The organism is Luteolibacter sp. LG18, assembly GCF_036322585.1.
In the GTDB taxonomy this organism is placed as follows: Bacteria; Verrucomicrobiota; Verrucomicrobiia; order Verrucomicrobiales; family Akkermansiaceae; genus Luteolibacter.
Genome location: NZ_AP024600.1, coordinates 3,061,266 through 3,078,105 on the forward strand (window position 1 = coordinate 3,061,266; position 16,840 = coordinate 3,078,105).

At 65.7% G+C, this 16,840-nt stretch carries 10 protein-coding genes and 1 tRNA gene; 4 read left to right on the forward strand and 7 right to left on the reverse strand.

Annotation, left to right across the window (positions count from 1 at the left end):
• Positions 1-3 precede the first annotated feature (3 nt).
• Positions 4-1,059, reverse strand: a complete 1,056-nt coding sequence (locus tag llg_RS12610) for a LacI family DNA-binding transcriptional regulator (RefSeq protein ID WP_338285023.1) — start codon at positions 1,057-1,059, stop codon at positions 4-6.
• A gap of 231 nt (positions 1,060-1,290) precedes the next feature.
• Between llg_RS12610 and llg_RS12615 the strand changes: the two genes are divergently transcribed.
• Both llg_RS12615 and llg_RS12620 read left to right on the forward strand, forming a co-directional pair.
• The gene (locus llg_RS12615) at positions 1,291-6,042 is read left to right on the forward strand and encodes an autotransporter-associated beta strand repeat-containing protein (protein WP_338285024.1); all 4,752 of its coding nucleotides are present in this window, start codon (positions 1,291-1,293) and stop codon (positions 6,040-6,042) included.
• 31 nt (positions 6,043-6,073) lie between these two features.
• Positions 6,074-7,960 carry an autotransporter-associated beta strand repeat-containing protein gene (locus llg_RS12620; protein ID WP_338285025.1) on the forward strand — a complete coding sequence of 629 codons (1,887 nt, stop codon included), beginning with the start codon at positions 6,074-6,076 and terminating at the stop codon, positions 7,958-7,960.
• Between the two features lie 614 nt (positions 7,961-8,574).
• Here llg_RS12620 and llg_RS12625 read toward each other — a convergent pair.
• A complete protein-coding gene (locus tag llg_RS12625) occupies positions 8,575-11,127 on the reverse strand; it encodes a glycoside hydrolase family 2 TIM barrel-domain containing protein (RefSeq protein WP_338285026.1) in 2,553 nt (850 codons plus the stop codon).
• A 167-nt stretch (positions 11,128-11,294) separates the two neighbouring features.
• Here llg_RS12625 and llg_RS12630 point away from each other — a divergent pair, with 167 nt between their 5' ends.
• On the forward strand, positions 11,295-13,412 hold the full coding sequence (locus llg_RS12630) for an alpha-L-rhamnosidase C-terminal domain-containing protein (RefSeq protein WP_338285027.1): 2,118 nt from the start codon (positions 11,295-11,297) through the stop codon (positions 13,410-13,412).
• Between the two features lie 252 nt (positions 13,413-13,664).
• Here the strand turns inward: llg_RS12630 and llg_RS12635 are convergent.
• Positions 13,665-13,740, reverse strand: a tRNA-Ala gene (locus llg_RS12635).
• A 135-nt stretch (positions 13,741-13,875) separates the two neighbouring features.
• Between llg_RS12635 and llg_RS12640 the strand changes: the two genes are divergently transcribed.
• The gene (locus llg_RS12640; protein WP_338285028.1) at positions 13,876-14,619 is read left to right on the forward strand and encodes a LysM peptidoglycan-binding domain-containing protein; all 744 of its coding nucleotides are present in this window, start codon (positions 13,876-13,878) and stop codon (positions 14,617-14,619) included.
• A 140-nt stretch (positions 14,620-14,759) separates the two neighbouring features.
• On the opposite strand, the gene llg_RS12645 is transcribed toward llg_RS12640, so the two are convergent.
• From llg_RS12645 to llg_RS12660, 4 genes are read right to left on the reverse strand one after another with little or no spacing between them, the layout of a single operon-like run.
• Positions 14,760-15,464, reverse strand: a complete 705-nt coding sequence (locus llg_RS12645) for a DUF2569 family protein (RefSeq protein WP_338285029.1) — start codon at positions 15,462-15,464, stop codon at positions 14,760-14,762.
• 12 nt (positions 15,465-15,476) lie between these two features.
• Positions 15,477-16,004 carry a DUF2569 family protein gene (locus tag llg_RS12650; RefSeq protein ID WP_338285030.1) on the reverse strand — a complete coding sequence of 176 codons (528 nt, stop codon included), beginning with the start codon at positions 16,002-16,004 and terminating at the stop codon, positions 15,477-15,479.
• Between the two features lie 5 nt (positions 16,005-16,009).
• The gene (locus tag llg_RS12655; protein ID WP_338285031.1) at positions 16,010-16,480 is read right to left on the reverse strand and encodes a dihydrofolate reductase; all 471 of its coding nucleotides are present in this window, start codon (positions 16,478-16,480) and stop codon (positions 16,010-16,012) included.
• Positions 16,480-16,839, reverse strand: coding sequence for a hypothetical protein (locus tag llg_RS12660; protein WP_338285032.1), 360 nt, complete (start codon positions 16,837-16,839; stop codon positions 16,480-16,482). Before llg_RS12660 ends, llg_RS12655 begins: the two co-directional genes overlap by 1 nt.
• Position 16,840 lies beyond the last annotated feature (1 nt).

Here is a 16,840-nt window from a genome sequence, read left to right on the forward strand (position 1 = left end):
GTGTCACGACGGCCGCCGGCGGTCGGGCAGGCTCTTGCCATCCACCCAGCTTCCCTGGACCAGGATCTGGCGGAAGATGGTGGGAATGCCGCGCGCGCTGTCGTTGAGCAGCGAGTTCAGAAGCAGGAAGCCGACCCGGCCGATCTCCTCCGGGTGCTGGTCCATGCCGCTGTCCGCGCCGCCATCGAGCACGCTGGTGACCGCCACGGCCACGTCCTCCGGCACACGGTAGCCGGCCTTTTGCAGCAGGATCTTCTGTTCCACGGTGCTGAGCAGCGCATCCGGTTTTTGCTCCGCCATCCAGGCCCGGAACGAATCGATCGTTTCGGCGGTGACCGGTTCCTTGATGCAAAACATCGGGAGTGCGTCCACGTCATGGAGCAGGGCCCGGGCACTCAGGAAGCCAGCGGTGAAATGGGGGCCGCGGGGATCGAGATCGGTTTCAAAGGTGATCAGGCCGATACGCTTGTAGCCCCGCTCGATCATCTTCTCCACGGCGACGAACGTGTTGGTGAGTTGGTCGGCGGTGACCAGGTGGGCGGCCGGATGTTTAAGGGAGCGCCCGAAGCGGGCGACGGAGTAATCGCTCCAGGGGAAGTCCTCCCATGCCGGTTGGTAGGGACCGTGCGGCGGCAGTAAAATCCCGCGGATACCCCGGGTCTGGAAGATCCGGTGGAGGCGAAAAGTCGTCATGGTCTTGTCGATCCGGAATTCTTCGAGTCGGTAGCCGAACTTCTCCGCAGCCTGGCTGGCTCCCTTCCAATAGCTGTCGAATTCCTTGTAGCCGCGGAGTTCATCAGGCCGCTCCCAGGCGTTGATCCAAGCCACCACCGAGTGGATGGTGGTGGTGGTTTTACTCTTCCGGTAGGTGGCGAGGGCGCTGAGCAGCGGATCCCGCCGGTAGCCCCATTCCTCGGCCGCCTTCTTGATCTTTTCCCGTGTCGCCAGGGAGACCCGGGGGTTGTCCCGCAGCGCCATGGAGACCGTGACGTGGCTCACCCCCAGCCGGGCGGCGATTTCCCGCATGCTGACACGTGGCAGGCTGTTCTCGGGCTCCATGAGGGGGTGGATCGTATGCGGGGTGTTTAACAGAATACCACAGGTAAACACAGGTATCTACCATGGAAGACAATGCATTCCGTTGATGAACGGGGGCAAGAATCATCATTACCACTCATAGCACGAGATCGACAAGCTGAACCGTTGGCCCATGCGGCGCGCGTGACCTCCGCCTGCGGGCAGGCTGCCGATCATCCCTCCCATCCGCTCCACCCCCATTCGTTCAAGCCCATGAAACCCAGCCGCCTCGCCATTCGCACGATCGCTTTCTACTCCGCCACCCTTCCCGTGGTGGCGGCCTTCTTCACCGTCTCCACGGCCCAGGCCCAGTGGATCGGTGCCGCCACCGGTACGGGCAACGATGCCACCCATGCCTACCTGACGACCACCAACTGGACGGCGGGCACGGTGAGCGACACCTTTGGGGCTGGCCTCACGCTGACCGGGGCCACCACCAGCTACCTCGCCGGGCCGCGCACCACCACGGGTGACCTGACCTTCACCTATACGGGGGCCTTCAATCTCACGGTGCAGGGCGGCGGCGTCCTCAGCCCCGCCGGTGCCGCCGTGACCGCGGCGGACCAGACGCTGACGCTGGCTGGGAATGTCACGGTCAATCCGGTCTCGAACCAGACGGTCACCCTCGGCAGCGGGACGGCGAACAACGGCCTGCTCATCGACCTCGGAGCTGGCACGCGCACGCTCGACGTGGCGGCGAACAAGAGCCTCACGGTGACCAACATCGTCTCCAACGGGACGTTGCAGAAAAACAGCGCGGGCACGCTCACGCTGGTGGGGCAGAGCACCTATGCCGGTGGATTCACCTTCAATGCCGGCACGGTCATCCTCCAGCGCGATTCCGCCGGGGCGGTCGGCGCGGTGACCAGCGGCCCCTTCGGCACCGGCACGGTGACCCTCAACGGTGGCACGTTGTACGCGAACAGCACGAACAATGTGAACAACACGAAGGTGGTGCTCAACGCCGTCAACGTGGCATCCGGCACCACCATCCTCGGCGCGAACTCCACCCTGGCCAACATCCTCTTCTCCGGCCCGATCACCGGCTCCGGCACGCTGGCGAACCTGGTGACCGGTTCCATCGCCAACTCCACCGTCTTCGCGGGAGACCTTTCCGGTTTCACCGGGACCTTCAGCTACGACAATACCAACGCGCAGTCCAATTTCCGCATGGGTGCCGGCACCGGCACCGCGGCGGTGCCGCTGACCGGAATCACGGTCGATGGCTCGCACGCGAAGTTCGCGATCAACGCGAGCAACACCAACACCATCACCCGCAACCTGGCCCTGACCGACAACATCGGCAACTCCACCCTGAAAATGGGCGAGCTCTCCGGAAATGGCGTGCTCATGGGTTCCTTCAACAACAGTGCCCAAGCCACCAACACCTATGAGGTTGGCGCGCTGAACACGAGCACGACCTTCTCCGGCCGCCTGTCCAATGCGACCGCGGGCCACCAGGCGGACTTCAACCTCGTGAAGGTGGGCACCGGCACGCTGACGCTGAGCGCCACCAACAGCCTCTACACCGGCACCACCGGCATCCAGGGCGGCACGATCATCGCGTCCGGATCGGGTGCGCTCGGGGCCACCAGCGCCGGCACCACCGTGAGCAGCGGGGCCACGCTCGACGTGCAGGCGAACATCGGCACGGAGGCAGTGTCCTTCGGCGGCACCGGTGCGGGTGGAAACGGGGCCCTCGTGGCGGGTGCCGGCACCGGCACCTTGGGCGGCGTTCTCACCCTGACCTCCGGTGCCTCCCTCGGCGGCGCGGGAAGCCTCAATCTGAATGGCGCGCTCGGCGGCGCGTTCGGCATCACCAAGGTCGGCGCGGGGACGACCACCCTCGGGGCGGCGAATGGATACACCGGCACCACCACCGTGACCGCGGGCACGCTGGTGCTGGCGGTTGGTTCCACGATCAACGCGTCCTCCGGCATCACCATCAATGGCGGCACGGCCAAGTTCCAGCAGCTTGCCACCGCCGCCACATCACCCGCGGTGACCCTCACGCAGGGAACGCTGGAGGCCACCGGTTCGATCGCCGGTCTCTCGGTGGCGGCGGATGTGGGCAACAAGGTCGTCGCTTCCAATGCCGGCGGCAGCGCGCTGTCGATCGGCGGCTCCACCAGTTTCAGCGGCGCGGCCACGCTGAACCTCACCACCGGCTCCCAGTCGACCAGCGTCATCTCGACGCCCGCCCTGACCACGACCACCAACGGGATCGTCGTCAATGCCTCGAACACCTCCTGGAACAACGGCACCTACCCGCTCATCAGCTACGGCACCTTCAGTGGAACGCTCGCCAACTTCACCAAGGGAACGATTTCGAACCTCGGTGCCCGCCAGAGCGCGACCCTCAATGACACGGGCTCCGCGATCGAGCTGGTGATCGGCGGCGATGCTCCGATCTGGACCGGCAACACCAGCGGCGAATGGACCACCAATGCGATTCCGGGCATCAAGAACTGGGTGCTGCTGACTTCCCAGACGCTCACCGATTTCCTGCCGAACGATTCGGTGACCTTCAATGACGTCGCGCTGGGCGGGGTGACCACCATCGATATCTCCACGGCGAATGTCAGCCCGATCACCACCACCTTCGCCAACAACGGCGTTTCGAACGGCGGGGTGGACTACACGCTGACCAGCACCGGTGGCTTCGGCATCGCCACCGGCTCGCTGGTGAAGAGCGGCACCGGACCGGTCACGATCGAGACCGCGAACACCTATTCCGGTGGCACGTTCGTGAACGGCGGCACGCTCAACCTGAACAACGCCTCCGCCATCGGCACCGGCACGCTGACCCTCGCGGGAACCAGCCCGGCCCTCGGCAACACCAAGGGCACGCCGGTCACCCTTTCGACAAACAATGCCCAGGCGTGGAACGCGGACTTCTCGTTCGCTGGCACCAGCAACCTGAACCTCGGCACCGGTGCGGTGGTGCTCGGCGGCAACCGCACGGTGAACACGACCGCGGCCGAACTCGCCGTGGGCGGGGTGATCTCCGGCAGCTTCAGCCTGACGAAAACCGGTGCCGGGACCCTGGTGCTGACCGGCGCGAACACCTACTCCGGCGGCACGACCGTCAGCGCGGGCACCTTGAAGGGCACCACCGGCAGCCTCCAGGGCACGATCACGAACAACGGCGCGATCGTGTTCGATCAAGGCACGGCGGGCACCTATGCCGGGAGCATCGGCGGCAGCGGTTCGGTGACGAAGGAAAACTCCGGCGCGCTGACTCTGACCAATGACAGCACCTGGAGCGGCGGCACCACCGTCAACGCGGGCACGTTGATCCTGGCAAACACCGACAACGATGGCGACGGCACGGTGGTGGGCACCCTCACCGCCAATGCCGGCACCACCGTGAGCCTCACCGGGGCGAATTCCTTCGGCTACAACACCCTCGCCTCGTCCACCACCACGGTGAACCTCAACGGGGCCACCCTGGATCAGGCCGTGGACGCGAACCAGGGCTACCGCACCAATTTCGTGCTGACCGGCGGGGCCATCACCGCGTCCGTCGCACAGACCGGCAGCAATGGCCTCCAGTTCACCCCTGGCTTCAGCATCACCAGCCATGCCAGCGCCACCACCTCGACCATCGCCGGCATCGTCCGCCTCCGCGACACCATCACGCTGCCGATCACGGTGGATGACGGCGCGGCGGCGACCGACCTCCAAATCTCGGCGGTGATCAACCAGCAGAACGCGCTCAGTGGTATCACCAAGGCGGGCGATGGCACGCTGCTGCTCACCGGGGCGAACAGCTACACCGGCACCACCACCGTCAATGGCGGCACGCTCACCGTGGGTACCGGCGGCACGCTCGGCACGACCACGGCCCGTCTCACGGTCAACAATCCGAACACCGGTGCTGGAAACAACGTCACCGTCAATCTGCCGACCGCGGTGGACACCGTGATCGGCTCCCTGGCGGGAGCGATCTCCGCGCCTACCAGCGGCGTGAACACGGCGGTGATCAACAACGGGGGAAGCGGCCGGAACTTCGCCGTGAACCAGACGGTGGCCGCCACCTACGCCGGGGTGATCGCCGGTGCGGGCAGCTTCACGCTCGGCGGTTCCAGCACGGCGGCCCTCACGCTCACCGGTGTGAACACCTACACCGGCGTCACCACGGTGAGCGCCGGAACGTTGGAGGTGGATGGCAGCCTGGCCACCACCGGATTGACCGTAGCCTCGGGGGCGACCCTCCGCGGCACGGGCACCATCGCCGGTTCGGTGATTTCCAGCGGCATCATCGCTCCGGGAGCGGGCGTGGGCACCTTGAACACCGGGGCCGCCAGCCTCACGGGCACGCTCGCGATCGAGATCGATGGGGCCACCGGGGACAAGCTGCACTCCACCGGTGCGGTCAGCCTTTCGGGCGCACTCACGGTGACGGAGCTGACCGGCGGATTCACCCAGCCGTCCTACGTGATCGCCGAGGGCACCAGCCTCACGGGCACCTTCAGCAGCGTGCCCGCGGGCTATCAGGTCACCTACTCAGCCACCCAGGCGACCCTCACCAAGCTCGGCGGCTACGCCTCGTGGATCGCCGGCTACCCGGCGGCGGGTGCGCTCGTGGGTCCGAAGGATGATCCGGATGGCGATGGCATCGTGAACCTCCTGGAATACGTCCTCGGTGGCGTCCCGGCGGGCAGCGGCGCGGCGGACCGCTCGATCCTTCCGACCAGCACGCTGACGGCGACGGACCTGGTGGTTTCCTTCAAGCGCTCCGATCTCTCCGAGAACGACACCGTGCTGAAGGTGCAGTGGTCCACCGACCTCAACACCTGGGGCGCTCCGAACGAAGTCACCATCGGAGCCACCAGCTCGGGCATCGTCACGGTGGCGGAGGACACCCCGACCGCGGCGCTCGACACGATCAGCGTGGCGATTCCCCGCACCAATGCCGCGGGCGGCAAGCTCTTCGCCCGCGTGATCGTGACCCAGCCGTAAGGGCCGCGGACTGAATTCCCCCAAGATCCCCATGAAGTTCAAAATTCATTCCACCCGGCGCGCGCTGCTCGCCACCATCATGCTGACCGGTCCCGCATGGGCCGCCGATGTCTATTGGGACATCGACGGTGCCACCGCGGGGGCGGGCGGCACCGCGCCAGCGGGCACCTGGAGCACCGCGGCCACGAACTGGTCCGCCGATTCCGCGGGAGGCGCGGCCACCGCGGCCTGGGTGAACGGTGACAGCGCCATTTTCTCCGCGGGCACCAATGCCACCGGCACCTTCACCGTGACCAACAGCGGGGTGACGGTGGACAACATCACCCAGCAGGAGGGGAAGATCACGATCAACAGCAGCACCCTCACGCTGGCGGACACCTCGATGACCCTCGACGTGCAAACCCGCACCACCGGCGACTATGACCTCCGTATCAATTCGGTGATCGCGAACTCCGGGGCGGGAGCCTCGGGCATCATCAAAAACGGTGCGGGCATCCTGCACATGGGGACGGGCACGAACACGTTCTCCGGTGGCCTCACGTTGAACAACGGCACCGTGGCCATCGAGAGCAGCGGCGGCGCGCTCGGCACGGGCACGCTCACCTTCGCGGGCGGCAATTTCGTGAAGAGCTGGGGGACCAGCGGCAGCGCGACGGCGACGGTCTCCAACGCGATGAACGTCACCGGCACCACCAATGTCGGCATCGTCCAGGGCCAGCCGGGGAACCTTGAGTTCACCGGCACTTGGGGAGCGGGCAGCACCAGCGGCAACTTCAATGTCGGGAACACCAGCATCAACGGGTTCGCGGTTCAATCGTCCACCATCCAGGTGCGAGGCGACGTTTCCGCCTACACCGGCACCTTCTCCCACAACAACCTGGCATCGGGTGGCAACCGCCTCCGCTTCGGCAGCACCAACGGGGGCAATGTCGGATTCGATGCCGCGAAGGCCAGGTTCGTCCTGTCCGGATCGACCACCGGCACCAACGTGGTGGACCTGGCGGACGGGACCTACGGCACCTTCAAGATCGGGGAGCTGTCCGGCACCGGCGGCCGCCTTCGCGCGGGGTTCGCTTCCGCGGGCAACACGACCTTCGAGGTCGGTGCGCTGAACACCTCCAGCAGCTTCGCCGGTTTGCTCGACAACAATGCCAACGGCGCCAACGGACTGGCGGCTCTCAAAAAGGTGGGCACGGGGGCGCTCGCGCTTTCGCTGGCCGGTGGCAACAGCTACTCCGCGGGCACCACCGTCACCGAGGGAACCCTGCTCGCCGCGAACACCACGGGCTCGGCCACCGGCACCGGTGCGGTCACGGTCAATGGCGGCCGCTTGGGCGGCACCGGCGTGATTGCTCCCACCGGGACCAATGGCATCAATGTCACGACGGGGGTCATCGCTCCGGGTGGTGTGGTTTCCAGCGGCGCTTACAGCGACTCGATCGGAAACCTCGGTTTCAATCTCGGCGGCACCACCGGCACCATCACGATGGCGGCGGGGACCGGCCTGGAATTCGAACTGGGCACCGCGGGCGTGTCATTGACCAGCGTGGGCAATGGCGACCTCGTGACCCTGCTCGGAGCTTCCGCGGGCGACTTCACGTTCAACGCCAACTCCGTCGATTTCAAAGGCACCGGGGGCACGGGGTTCTACAAGCTCTTCGACACCAGCCTGGATGGCACCACCTGGTCGGGCCTGACCTTCGATGGCACCACCGGCCTCGTTTCCAGCGGCCTCTCGGTCACGAACCTGACGTCCGGCTTCACGGGCAATTTCATCGTCGGCACCGCGGGCAACGGCGGCAACCTGGGTGACATCTATCTTCAGGTGCAGGCCGTGCCGGAGCCGGGAACGGCGCTGCTGGGGGGAGGCGCTGCCTTGCTGGTGCTCCGCCGCCGCCGGAATGCGGCAGGTGGCTGATTTATACGGGTAGGGGCCGCCGTGAACCATTTGGGTTATGCACACACGGCGGCCCGTTTTCCGGATGCGCCGTCAGTGATCGGGCTCTTCAAGCCCCGCCAGGGGCGATGTAACAAAGCCGGTGGCTTGCGCTCTGGTCCTTATCCGTATCTTGAACTCTGCATCCCGAATGGGATGACAGCCCCAGTAGCCGGTGGTTGAGGAGCCTAGGCGACGACACCACCGGACAGCCCGGATGATGAACCGCACCCCGAAGCGGGTGCCAGCCTCGCACCCCGGCTCCGTGGCTGGAATGGAACATGGAATTCCGCAGGCCTGTGAACCCGGCTGCGATGCCCTTCGGGATCGAATGACCTTTCCGCGCCAACCGGAGGTGTCGTCGCCAAGGCTCCTCAACCTCCGGCTACTGATGCTGCGATCCCTTCGGGATCCAGAATCTCCCCGGATAGCTCCAGAGCCACAAAGTCGGAAGGTGAGGGAGGGATTGCCCAACCGGACCTGTCACCAGTTCCGCTACCCCGCGGACGCGCGCGAGATGTGTATAGGGATCAGGGCTTGCGCCACCGGCTTTGTTACGTCGCCCTGTCGGGTGTTTGATCCGCACGGGAAGGCGGTCAATCATCCACGGTGCCGGTGGCCCGGATCTCGGACAGCGCGGCGGCTTTGGGATCGGGGAACGAGACGCGCACGTAGCGGCCGTGGGTGCCGGGGGGCGTGGGGATGTCCCGGGTGCCGCGCGCTTCGAATTCCGGCAGCGAGGTCCAGCGTGCCTGGTCGGTGGAGACTTCCACGCGGCAGAGGCGAGGTTGGTTGTCCGGGAACGTGAGACCGATCTGTGAGAGCAGCAGGCCCTTTTCGGTATCAAGCGTGAGGGCTGGCGCGCGGTCGGCGGGATCCGGTTGCCAGGCCGTGTCGGACTTGCCATCGGCGGCGAGGCCGGAGGCGGAGCCCGGCGCGGACGAGGTGGCTAAGGTCGGGTTGTTCGGACCGTAGGTGGCGGCGACCTTGGCGGCTGGTGTGGTATTGCCGCGGAGGTACGGCCGGGCTTTGGCCGTGGTGCCGGGGATGTAGGCGACCGGACCGGTGAAGGTAAGGGTGAGCCGCGCTTCCTTCAGGCCGGGCGAACTGGCGCTCACCACCGTGGTGCCCGCCTGCCAGGCGCGGAAGGCGATGGCGGCCTGCCCGTCCTGGATGCGGATGTCGCTGCCGTTTTCGAAGCGGATCGAGGGACCGGTGGGGAATTCACCGGGGCCGGAGACGATGGTGAGCTCAAGGGGCGGGGAGTTGCTCAGGTGGTGGCCCTGGTCATCCACGATCGTCGCGGTGAGCAGCGTGTCATCGGTGCCATCGGTGAGGATGCCGGAGGTCTTGTCGGCGGTCAGCGTGATGCCCGCCGGTTTTCCTTCCTTCGGCCATTCGGGCGGGGCGAGGTGGAGGTTCTCATTGCGATACCAGAACCAGGCGCGTTTCGGGATACGGAAGTAATCGACGATGCCCATCTTGCCGAGCGCGGCTCCGGCGATGCTGCCGTGGTCGAATCCGCACCAGATCGCCTGCCCAGCCCGCCAGGGATACACCGGCTGGCCGTTGTCCTTGGCGAGCGATCCCCAGTTCGGAGCATACTTGCCGGGGCGGTCGGCGGTGACGCTGCCATACTCGGAAACCACAGTGGCGAAGCCGGGGTTCTGGAAGGCCGGAATGGTGGCTCCGTCGCCGTTGTAGCCCGCGATGTCGCCGAGGCGGTCGATGCGGCCCTTGTCGTCGATGGGACGCTGTGCGCCGCCGATCGCGGCCGGGCGGGTGGGATCGAGTTCGCGGCTCAGGGCCACCAGTTCCTGGAGCAGCGGCCCGATTTTCGGCGCGACCTTGGGATCGCTGAAGAACGGCTCGTTGCTCATGCTCCAGGCGATCACGGAGGGATGATTGCGGTGGACGCGGATCATCGCGCGCAGTGAGTCCTTCAGGCTGTCCGCGAAGGGCTTTTCATCCACCTCGCGGATGGGATAGGCGCTGGCGTTCCAGCCGCCCTCCTTCGGGCTGCCGCCGATGCCCCAGAAGCAATTCTCCGCCCAGTAAAGCATGCCGAGTTCATCGCAGGCGCGTGTCCGGGCCGGTGGCGGCGGATAGTGTGAGCCGCGGAGGAAATTGAATCCCGCGTCCTGCATGAGCTTCACATCCCGCCGGTGGCCGGAGTCCGGCACGGCATCGCCCCAGCCGGCCTGGTCCTGATGGACGTTCGCGCCGCGGAGATAGACGTGCTTGTCATTGAGGAAGAATCCCTGGTCGGCGGTCCAGCGGATCGAGCGGATGCCGAACGGGGTTTCGTAGTGGTCCACCGCCTTGCCGCCGATGGAGAGTTGGCTGATGGCGCGGTAGAGGGTCGGGGTGCCGATGTCCCACCGCTTGGGATTCGGGATCGCGGGCGGGGTTTGATCGAAAACGACGGTGGTTCCTCCGGCGATCGGGAGTTTGGATTTGGTTCGCGCGGCCACCTTGCCATCGGGATCGAGAATGACGGTTTCCAGTTCCGCCTGAACCTCGGCGGCGAGGTGGTTCGTCACCTCCGTCTTCACATTCACCTTCGCGGTGGTGGCGGAAACTTCCGGGGTGGTGACGAAGGTGCCGAACCAGGTGACGTGGACCGGATGGGTGGCGACCAGGCGGACATTCCGGTAAAGCCCGCCGCTGAAGACGTGCTCGCCCGCGCGTGGCGCGAGGTCGGACTGCCACAGGTTGTTCAATCGGATGGCCACGGTGTTGGCTCCGGGTTTCACGAAGTCCGTGATGTCCAGAGGGAAACCGCTGTAGCCTCCGCGGTGGCGACCGGCCTTGCGGCCATTGACGAAGATCTCGGCTTCCTGGAAGGCGGCCTCGAATTCAAGCGCGACGCGCTTCCGCTCCCAGCCCGCGGGCAACTCGAAGGATTTACGATACCACCCGTAGCCGACGGGGAAATCCTTCGCCATGAAGTAGGGCGTGCTGAACGAATGGGGGACGCCGGTCGTGTCCCACAGGTGGTCGTCGAACGCGGGGGCCTCGGCTCCGTTCGGATCTCCCGTCTGGTATTTCCAATCCCGGTTGAAATTGATCGTTTCACGGAGTTCCGGCACGGCGTGGGCGACGATGCAGGTCAGGAACGTGGATAGGAGCAGCGGATGAGGAGACATGGGGCGCTCGGGGAAGCATGTCGCGGCTTGGCGTCCATGGCTGCTGTCTTGGTGTCTTCCTTGGTAGACAGCGGTTCGCGCGGATCTCGGTTCGCGCGGATCTACCAAGGTAGATTGTCGGTCCGGTTGTCTGGCGGGATGCCGGCGTCAGTCTATGGGGTCGTAAGATGAAGAGAATCGTTTCGCGTGTGTGGTTCGGTGTGACGGCGATGGCGTTGTCGTGGCAGTCGTTCGCGCAATCGGAGGCGCACGCGAAATCGCGGTTTGCGATCATCGATCCGGCGTATGACGCGCTGGCGGTGAAGCCCTCGCTGGAGACGCGGGAAGGCTCGGCTCCCTGGCTGTATGGCGCGTCGGAGTTGGAATGCTGGCGGCTCCAGGTCCTGCGGCAGAGGTCGCAGCAGGCGGGACTGAAAGTGGGCTACCCGGGCACGTTCCATTCCGCATCGCCGCGGGCCGTGTTCCGGTTGCCCGTCGGTGGCGTGAAGCCGCCCGGGGTCATTCAGCTGCGTGCCGTCGGAGAGGTGACGGTCACCTGGGACGGGCGCGAGGTTTACCGGGCAGCCGCCACCGAGGCCATCCATCGCATCACGCTGCCCGGTGACCTGAAACCGGGTGGCGATCTGGAAATCGCGCTCGTCACCGGCGGCGAGCCTCCGGCGCTGTGGATCGAGGACGTCCCGTTGGCGACTGGAAAGGCCGCGTGGCGCTGGTCCGCCGATGGAAAGGAGTTTTCCGATCCCCGGACCTTTCCCCAGACCGCGGGAGGTGTGCCGCCCCACCGCGTGGAGCCCGGCGAAATCGTGCTGGCTCCCGCGGGGCGGGACGGCGAGCTCCACGACATGGGGCGCGTGGTGTTCGGGCGGATCGCGTTCGCATGCAAGGGGAAGCCTTCGTTGATCGTGGGCGAATCGACCGCGGAAGCCCGCAATGGAGATCCGCGGCACTTCGAGCAATCCACCGCGCTCAGGGACCTGGGTAATGGCTCCTGGATCAGCGAACACCCGCTGGCCTTCCGCTATTTCCGTGTCACGGGAGGCGAGGTGTCGGAGGTGAAATGCCATGCCCTCTTCAGTCCGGTGCGCTACCGCGGGGCCTTCGCGTGCTCGGACGAACGGCTGACGCGCATCTGGATGAACAGCGCCTACACGCTGCGCCTGTGCCATCTGGATTTCCTGCTCGATGGCGTGAAGCGCGACCGCCTGCCATGGGTCGGCGATCTTTCGATGAGCCTGATGGCAAACGCCTACACCTTCGGTGATGGCGAAATCGTCCGCCGCAGCCTGGTGGCGCTCGGCAGCGCAGGCATCGGCAAGACCCACCTGAATGGCATCGTCGATTACTCGATGTGGTGGGTGGTCGCGCAGGATTACTACCAGAGCTACTATGGCGATGCCGATCACCTGCGCCACGAGTGGCCGCTCATCCAGGACACCTTGGAACGGCTCGCCGCGGGCAGCGATGCCAATGGCTTCTACGTTGTGAAGAAGGGGGATTGGATCTTCGTCGACTGGGTCTCGCAGGAAAAACAGACGGCCCTGCAAATCGTCTGGTGGTGGGCCCAGGCTTCCGGGGCCAAGCTGGCGGAGCGCGTCGGTGACACGAAGGCCGCGGCCCGGTGGCGGCAGCGCGCCGATGCCTTGGCCAAGGTGCTGAACCAACAGGCATGGGATCCCAACGGCGGCTGGCGCGAACGCCCTGATGGGAAGTCCGGTCCCTCTAGGCACGCGAACGCCTATGCCACGATGTCGGGGCTCTCCACGCCCGCGCAACAGCGACAGGTGCTGGCGGTGCTCGCGGGCGATCAGGCCAAGCCCGTCGGCACGCCCTATGTCGCCGGATTTGAAAACATGGCGATCGCGCGGCTCGGCGATACCGCGACGTTCTTCAAACGCGTCGATGCCTGCTGGGGCGGGATGCTCGACCGCGGCGCGACCACCTTCTGGGAAGCATGGGACCCGAACCAGCGCGGCGACGATGCCTACTCCTTCTACAAACGGCCCTATGCCAAGAGCCTCTGCCACGCGTGGAGCGCGGGCCCGGCGGCTTTCCTCCCGGCGGAGATTTTCGGGCTCCGACCGGTGGCCGATGGCTGGCAGCGCTTCTCCGTGGAGCCACGGCTGGGCTCCTTGAAATGGGCCTGCGCCACCGTGCCGACCCCGCAGGGCGAGATCCGGATCTCCGTGGCAGGGAGCCGCATGACGCTGGGCGTGCCGGCCGGGACCACCGCGGTCTGGCGCGGAAAGAGCCTCGCGGGACCGGGGCATTTCACCCAGTCGCTTTGATCCAATACCACCACCGTTGACATCCGCAGCATTCCCGCCGCCTGGCTCCCGGCGGGCAGCGACGTTTTCGTCCATTGCGATGGGAAATCGCAGGCCCGGGATGTTATGGGTGCCCCGAACAGTTGCCCAAAATGCACCGTTTTTCGGATTTCGGCGGACACCCGTGGGCGCTGGCGGAGTGGATGCAGAACGAGCGGAGATTCGAAATCTCCTCTACAGCAGCCTGATGCACGGAAATACCATCCTGGAGGATGGTGGAGCATAGGAGATTCGAACTCCTGACCTCTTCATTGCGAACGAAGCGCTCTACCAACTGAGCTAATGCCCCCTTGCGGTGACGGCCCAGTGGTTGCCAGTCCGGAGCCGCCAAGGCAAGGCGAATTTCCATCGGTTTTCCTAGGGAAATCGGATCGGCCCCCCAATCTGGCTTTGCCAACGGCGGGGGATTGACCGTAAATCGCGCATGCGTTTCCCGCGTCAGGTCGCTCTCCTTTCCCTGCTGATTCTCCCCGCCCTCCTCCCGAGCTGCAAAAACGGTCCGGGCTCCAATCCCGTCCCGGGCAAGACCACGGGCCCGTTCGACAGCCGCGGCAATTACGTCGAGGCTTGGGCCGACAAGCCCTCGATGTGGGGCAAGTCGAAGCCCGCCAACCAGCCGGCACCCGATGCCGATACCCCGCTGGTGGCCGCCAACGAGCAGCCGCCGGACAGCGCGGTGCCGCTCGCTCCCGGCGGTTCGCCGACGCTGGGCAGCTACAAGCCGTCCTCGAAGCCGAGCCGCTCCGAAGTGGAGGTTTCCAGCCGATCCAAGGTCCGCGAGCGTGAAGCGCTGGCGGCCAAGTCGAAGACCACCACCAAGGGCTCCACCGCTTCCACGACGAAGTCGAAGACCGGTACGAGCACCTCGAAGGGCAGCACCGCCTCCACCAAGTCGAAGACCGGCACGACCACCAAGGGCAGCACCGCTTCCACGAAGTCGAAAACCGGCACGACCACCTCGAAGGGCAGCACGGCCTCCACCAAGTCCAAGACCGGCACCACGACCACCAAGTCGAAGACCGCTTCCAGCCGCTACACGGTGAAGAAGGGCGACTCGCTGTCCTCCATCGCCGCGAAGAACAAGACCAGCGTGGCGGCCCTGAAAAAGGCCAACGGCATCAGCGGCACGACGATCCAGCCGGGCAAATCGCTGACGATCCCGAAGTAGCGGTCAACGTAGCTGAAAGCTCCGCTTTCAGAATGTAGGGGGAAGCTCCAGCTTTCCCTCTGTGGGGGAGGAGGTCGTCAGGCCTCCCCGCCCCCCGCCAACTGGAGCTGGCGGAGACGATTCGAAAGCGGAGCTTTCGACTACACGGCTTCCTCTGGAAAGGTGTTTGCCACCCGCCTGGATTTCTTGAAGTAGGAGAACCAGATCGCGAAGTGGATCAGCTCGCGGAACACCATGGTTCCTCCCGCGATGGTCACCGTGGTAGCGACTTCCGGCGCCAAGCTGGAACACATGATCAGGATCGTCGTGGCCTCCAGCGCCAGGGTGGCGACCACGCGGAACACCAGGAATTTCCGGACGATCCGCACGGCCCGTGGTTTCCGGGTCCAGAGCATGACTCCGACCACGATTCCGGCGATCACGAGCGCCAGGAAACCGGCACTCTCAATCAGGATTCCGGCCCGGAGCGCAGGTGGGGTGTCGGAGGTGAGGGTGGCGAGCGAATCGGCCAGTCCTTTGAGCACCATCAGCGGGGTGAGGATGGTCAGCGAGACGCAGTAGAACAGCAGCCAGCCGCCGATGCCGGTGGGACCCGTGCGGTATTCGGCCTGCGGGAGGCTGCCGGCATGGACCGGGGGGGCGTAGGGATTGAGCGGCGCGGCGGAGGCCGCTTCCGGCGTGGAGGGGGACACCGGGAGCAGGGTGTCGAGCGGCTGCCAGGTGGCCATGCCCTGCGTCCACGCCAGGGTTTCTCCGGTCACGCGGCCGGAGACCAGCAGGGCTTCGATTTCATCGCGATTGTGCGGGCCGGATGGGGCACCATCGAGTTGGACGTGGATTTGCATGGGGAGTGGGTTTCAGGCGGAGGGCACCGGTTGATACGTGTTCGCCACCCGCTTGGATTTCTTGAAGTAGAACCACCAGATGACGAAGTAGAGGGCTTCGCGGATCAAGACGATGCCGAGATTTCCGAAATGGCGTGTGTCTGGCATCAAGCCGAATGCGGCGCTGACAAACAGGAGGCTGAAGACGCCGAGTAGCCGGCTGAGCATGAAGGCGCGGACGGCCGCCAACGCGCCTTTTCTCCGAGCCCACAGCCACAGTCCCACGACCACTCCGAAAACCATGAGGAGTCCCCATATCGCGATTTCGAGGGTCAGGAGGAGACTGAAACGGGGATATTGGCCTCGATTGGCGACGATTAGCTGGCCATAGACCTTCAGTTGCCAGGTCCACAGCAGCGGTCCGAGAACGGTGAGGACGATGCAGTAGAGCCTCAACCACCCGCCCACGCCGACCGGGGCATCGGGATGGGGCAGGTCACCGGAAACCTCCACCGGAGCGGAGACTTCTTCCACCAGCGGCGGGGCATAGGGATCGGACATCGGGCTCAACGTCCGTGCCGTTTCACCTCGAAGGCCTCGTGCGTCTCCACCACCTCGCTGCGTGGAAACACATCCGCAAAATCGGGAAAGCGGGTGTCACCCGCATGGGCCTCGAACACGTGGGAGACCAGCAGCTCATCGGTGAGGTCCATGAAGGCGGCGTAGATTTCCGCGCCGCCGATGATGAAGACCTGTTCGCCGAGGCCATCCAGCGCCAGCAGTTCGTCCGGCGCGTGGATCACTTCCACGCCGGGGGCGCTCCAGCCGCGGTCGCGGGTGAGCACGATGTTCCGGCGCTTCGGCAGCGGGCGGCCGATCGATTCATAGGTCTTGCGGCCCATCACGATCGGATGGCCGCTGGTGGTGCGCTTGAAGAAGGCGAGGTCCTCGGGCAGGTGCCAGGGCAGGGTGCCGGCGCGGCCAATGATGCGCTCGGGCGTCATGGCGACGACGGCGGTGAGTCGGGGGCGGGTCATCAGGAGGATTTCTCGTCGTCTTCGTAGTGGAACTTGTGCAGCAGCCGGTGCGCCACGGGCAGGAACAGCAGACCGGCCAGCCCGATGAAGGCAAGGCCGGAAAACAGCGCGTAGCAGCCGGCGAAGATCTTCCCGGCCTCCGTCTTCATCGGGTCCACCGGGCCCATGCCGCCGAGGATCATCGAGGCATTGAGGAACGAGTCCGTCCACGCCAAGCCCTCCAGCAGGTGGTAGCCCAGCATGCCCACGAACAGGGCCACGGCCACCAGCCCGAGGGCGAACGCGATCGAGCGCAGCATGCGCTTCAGGAAGCGCTCGCGCGGGATCGGCCGCTGGCGGCGGTGTTCGAAGCGGAACATG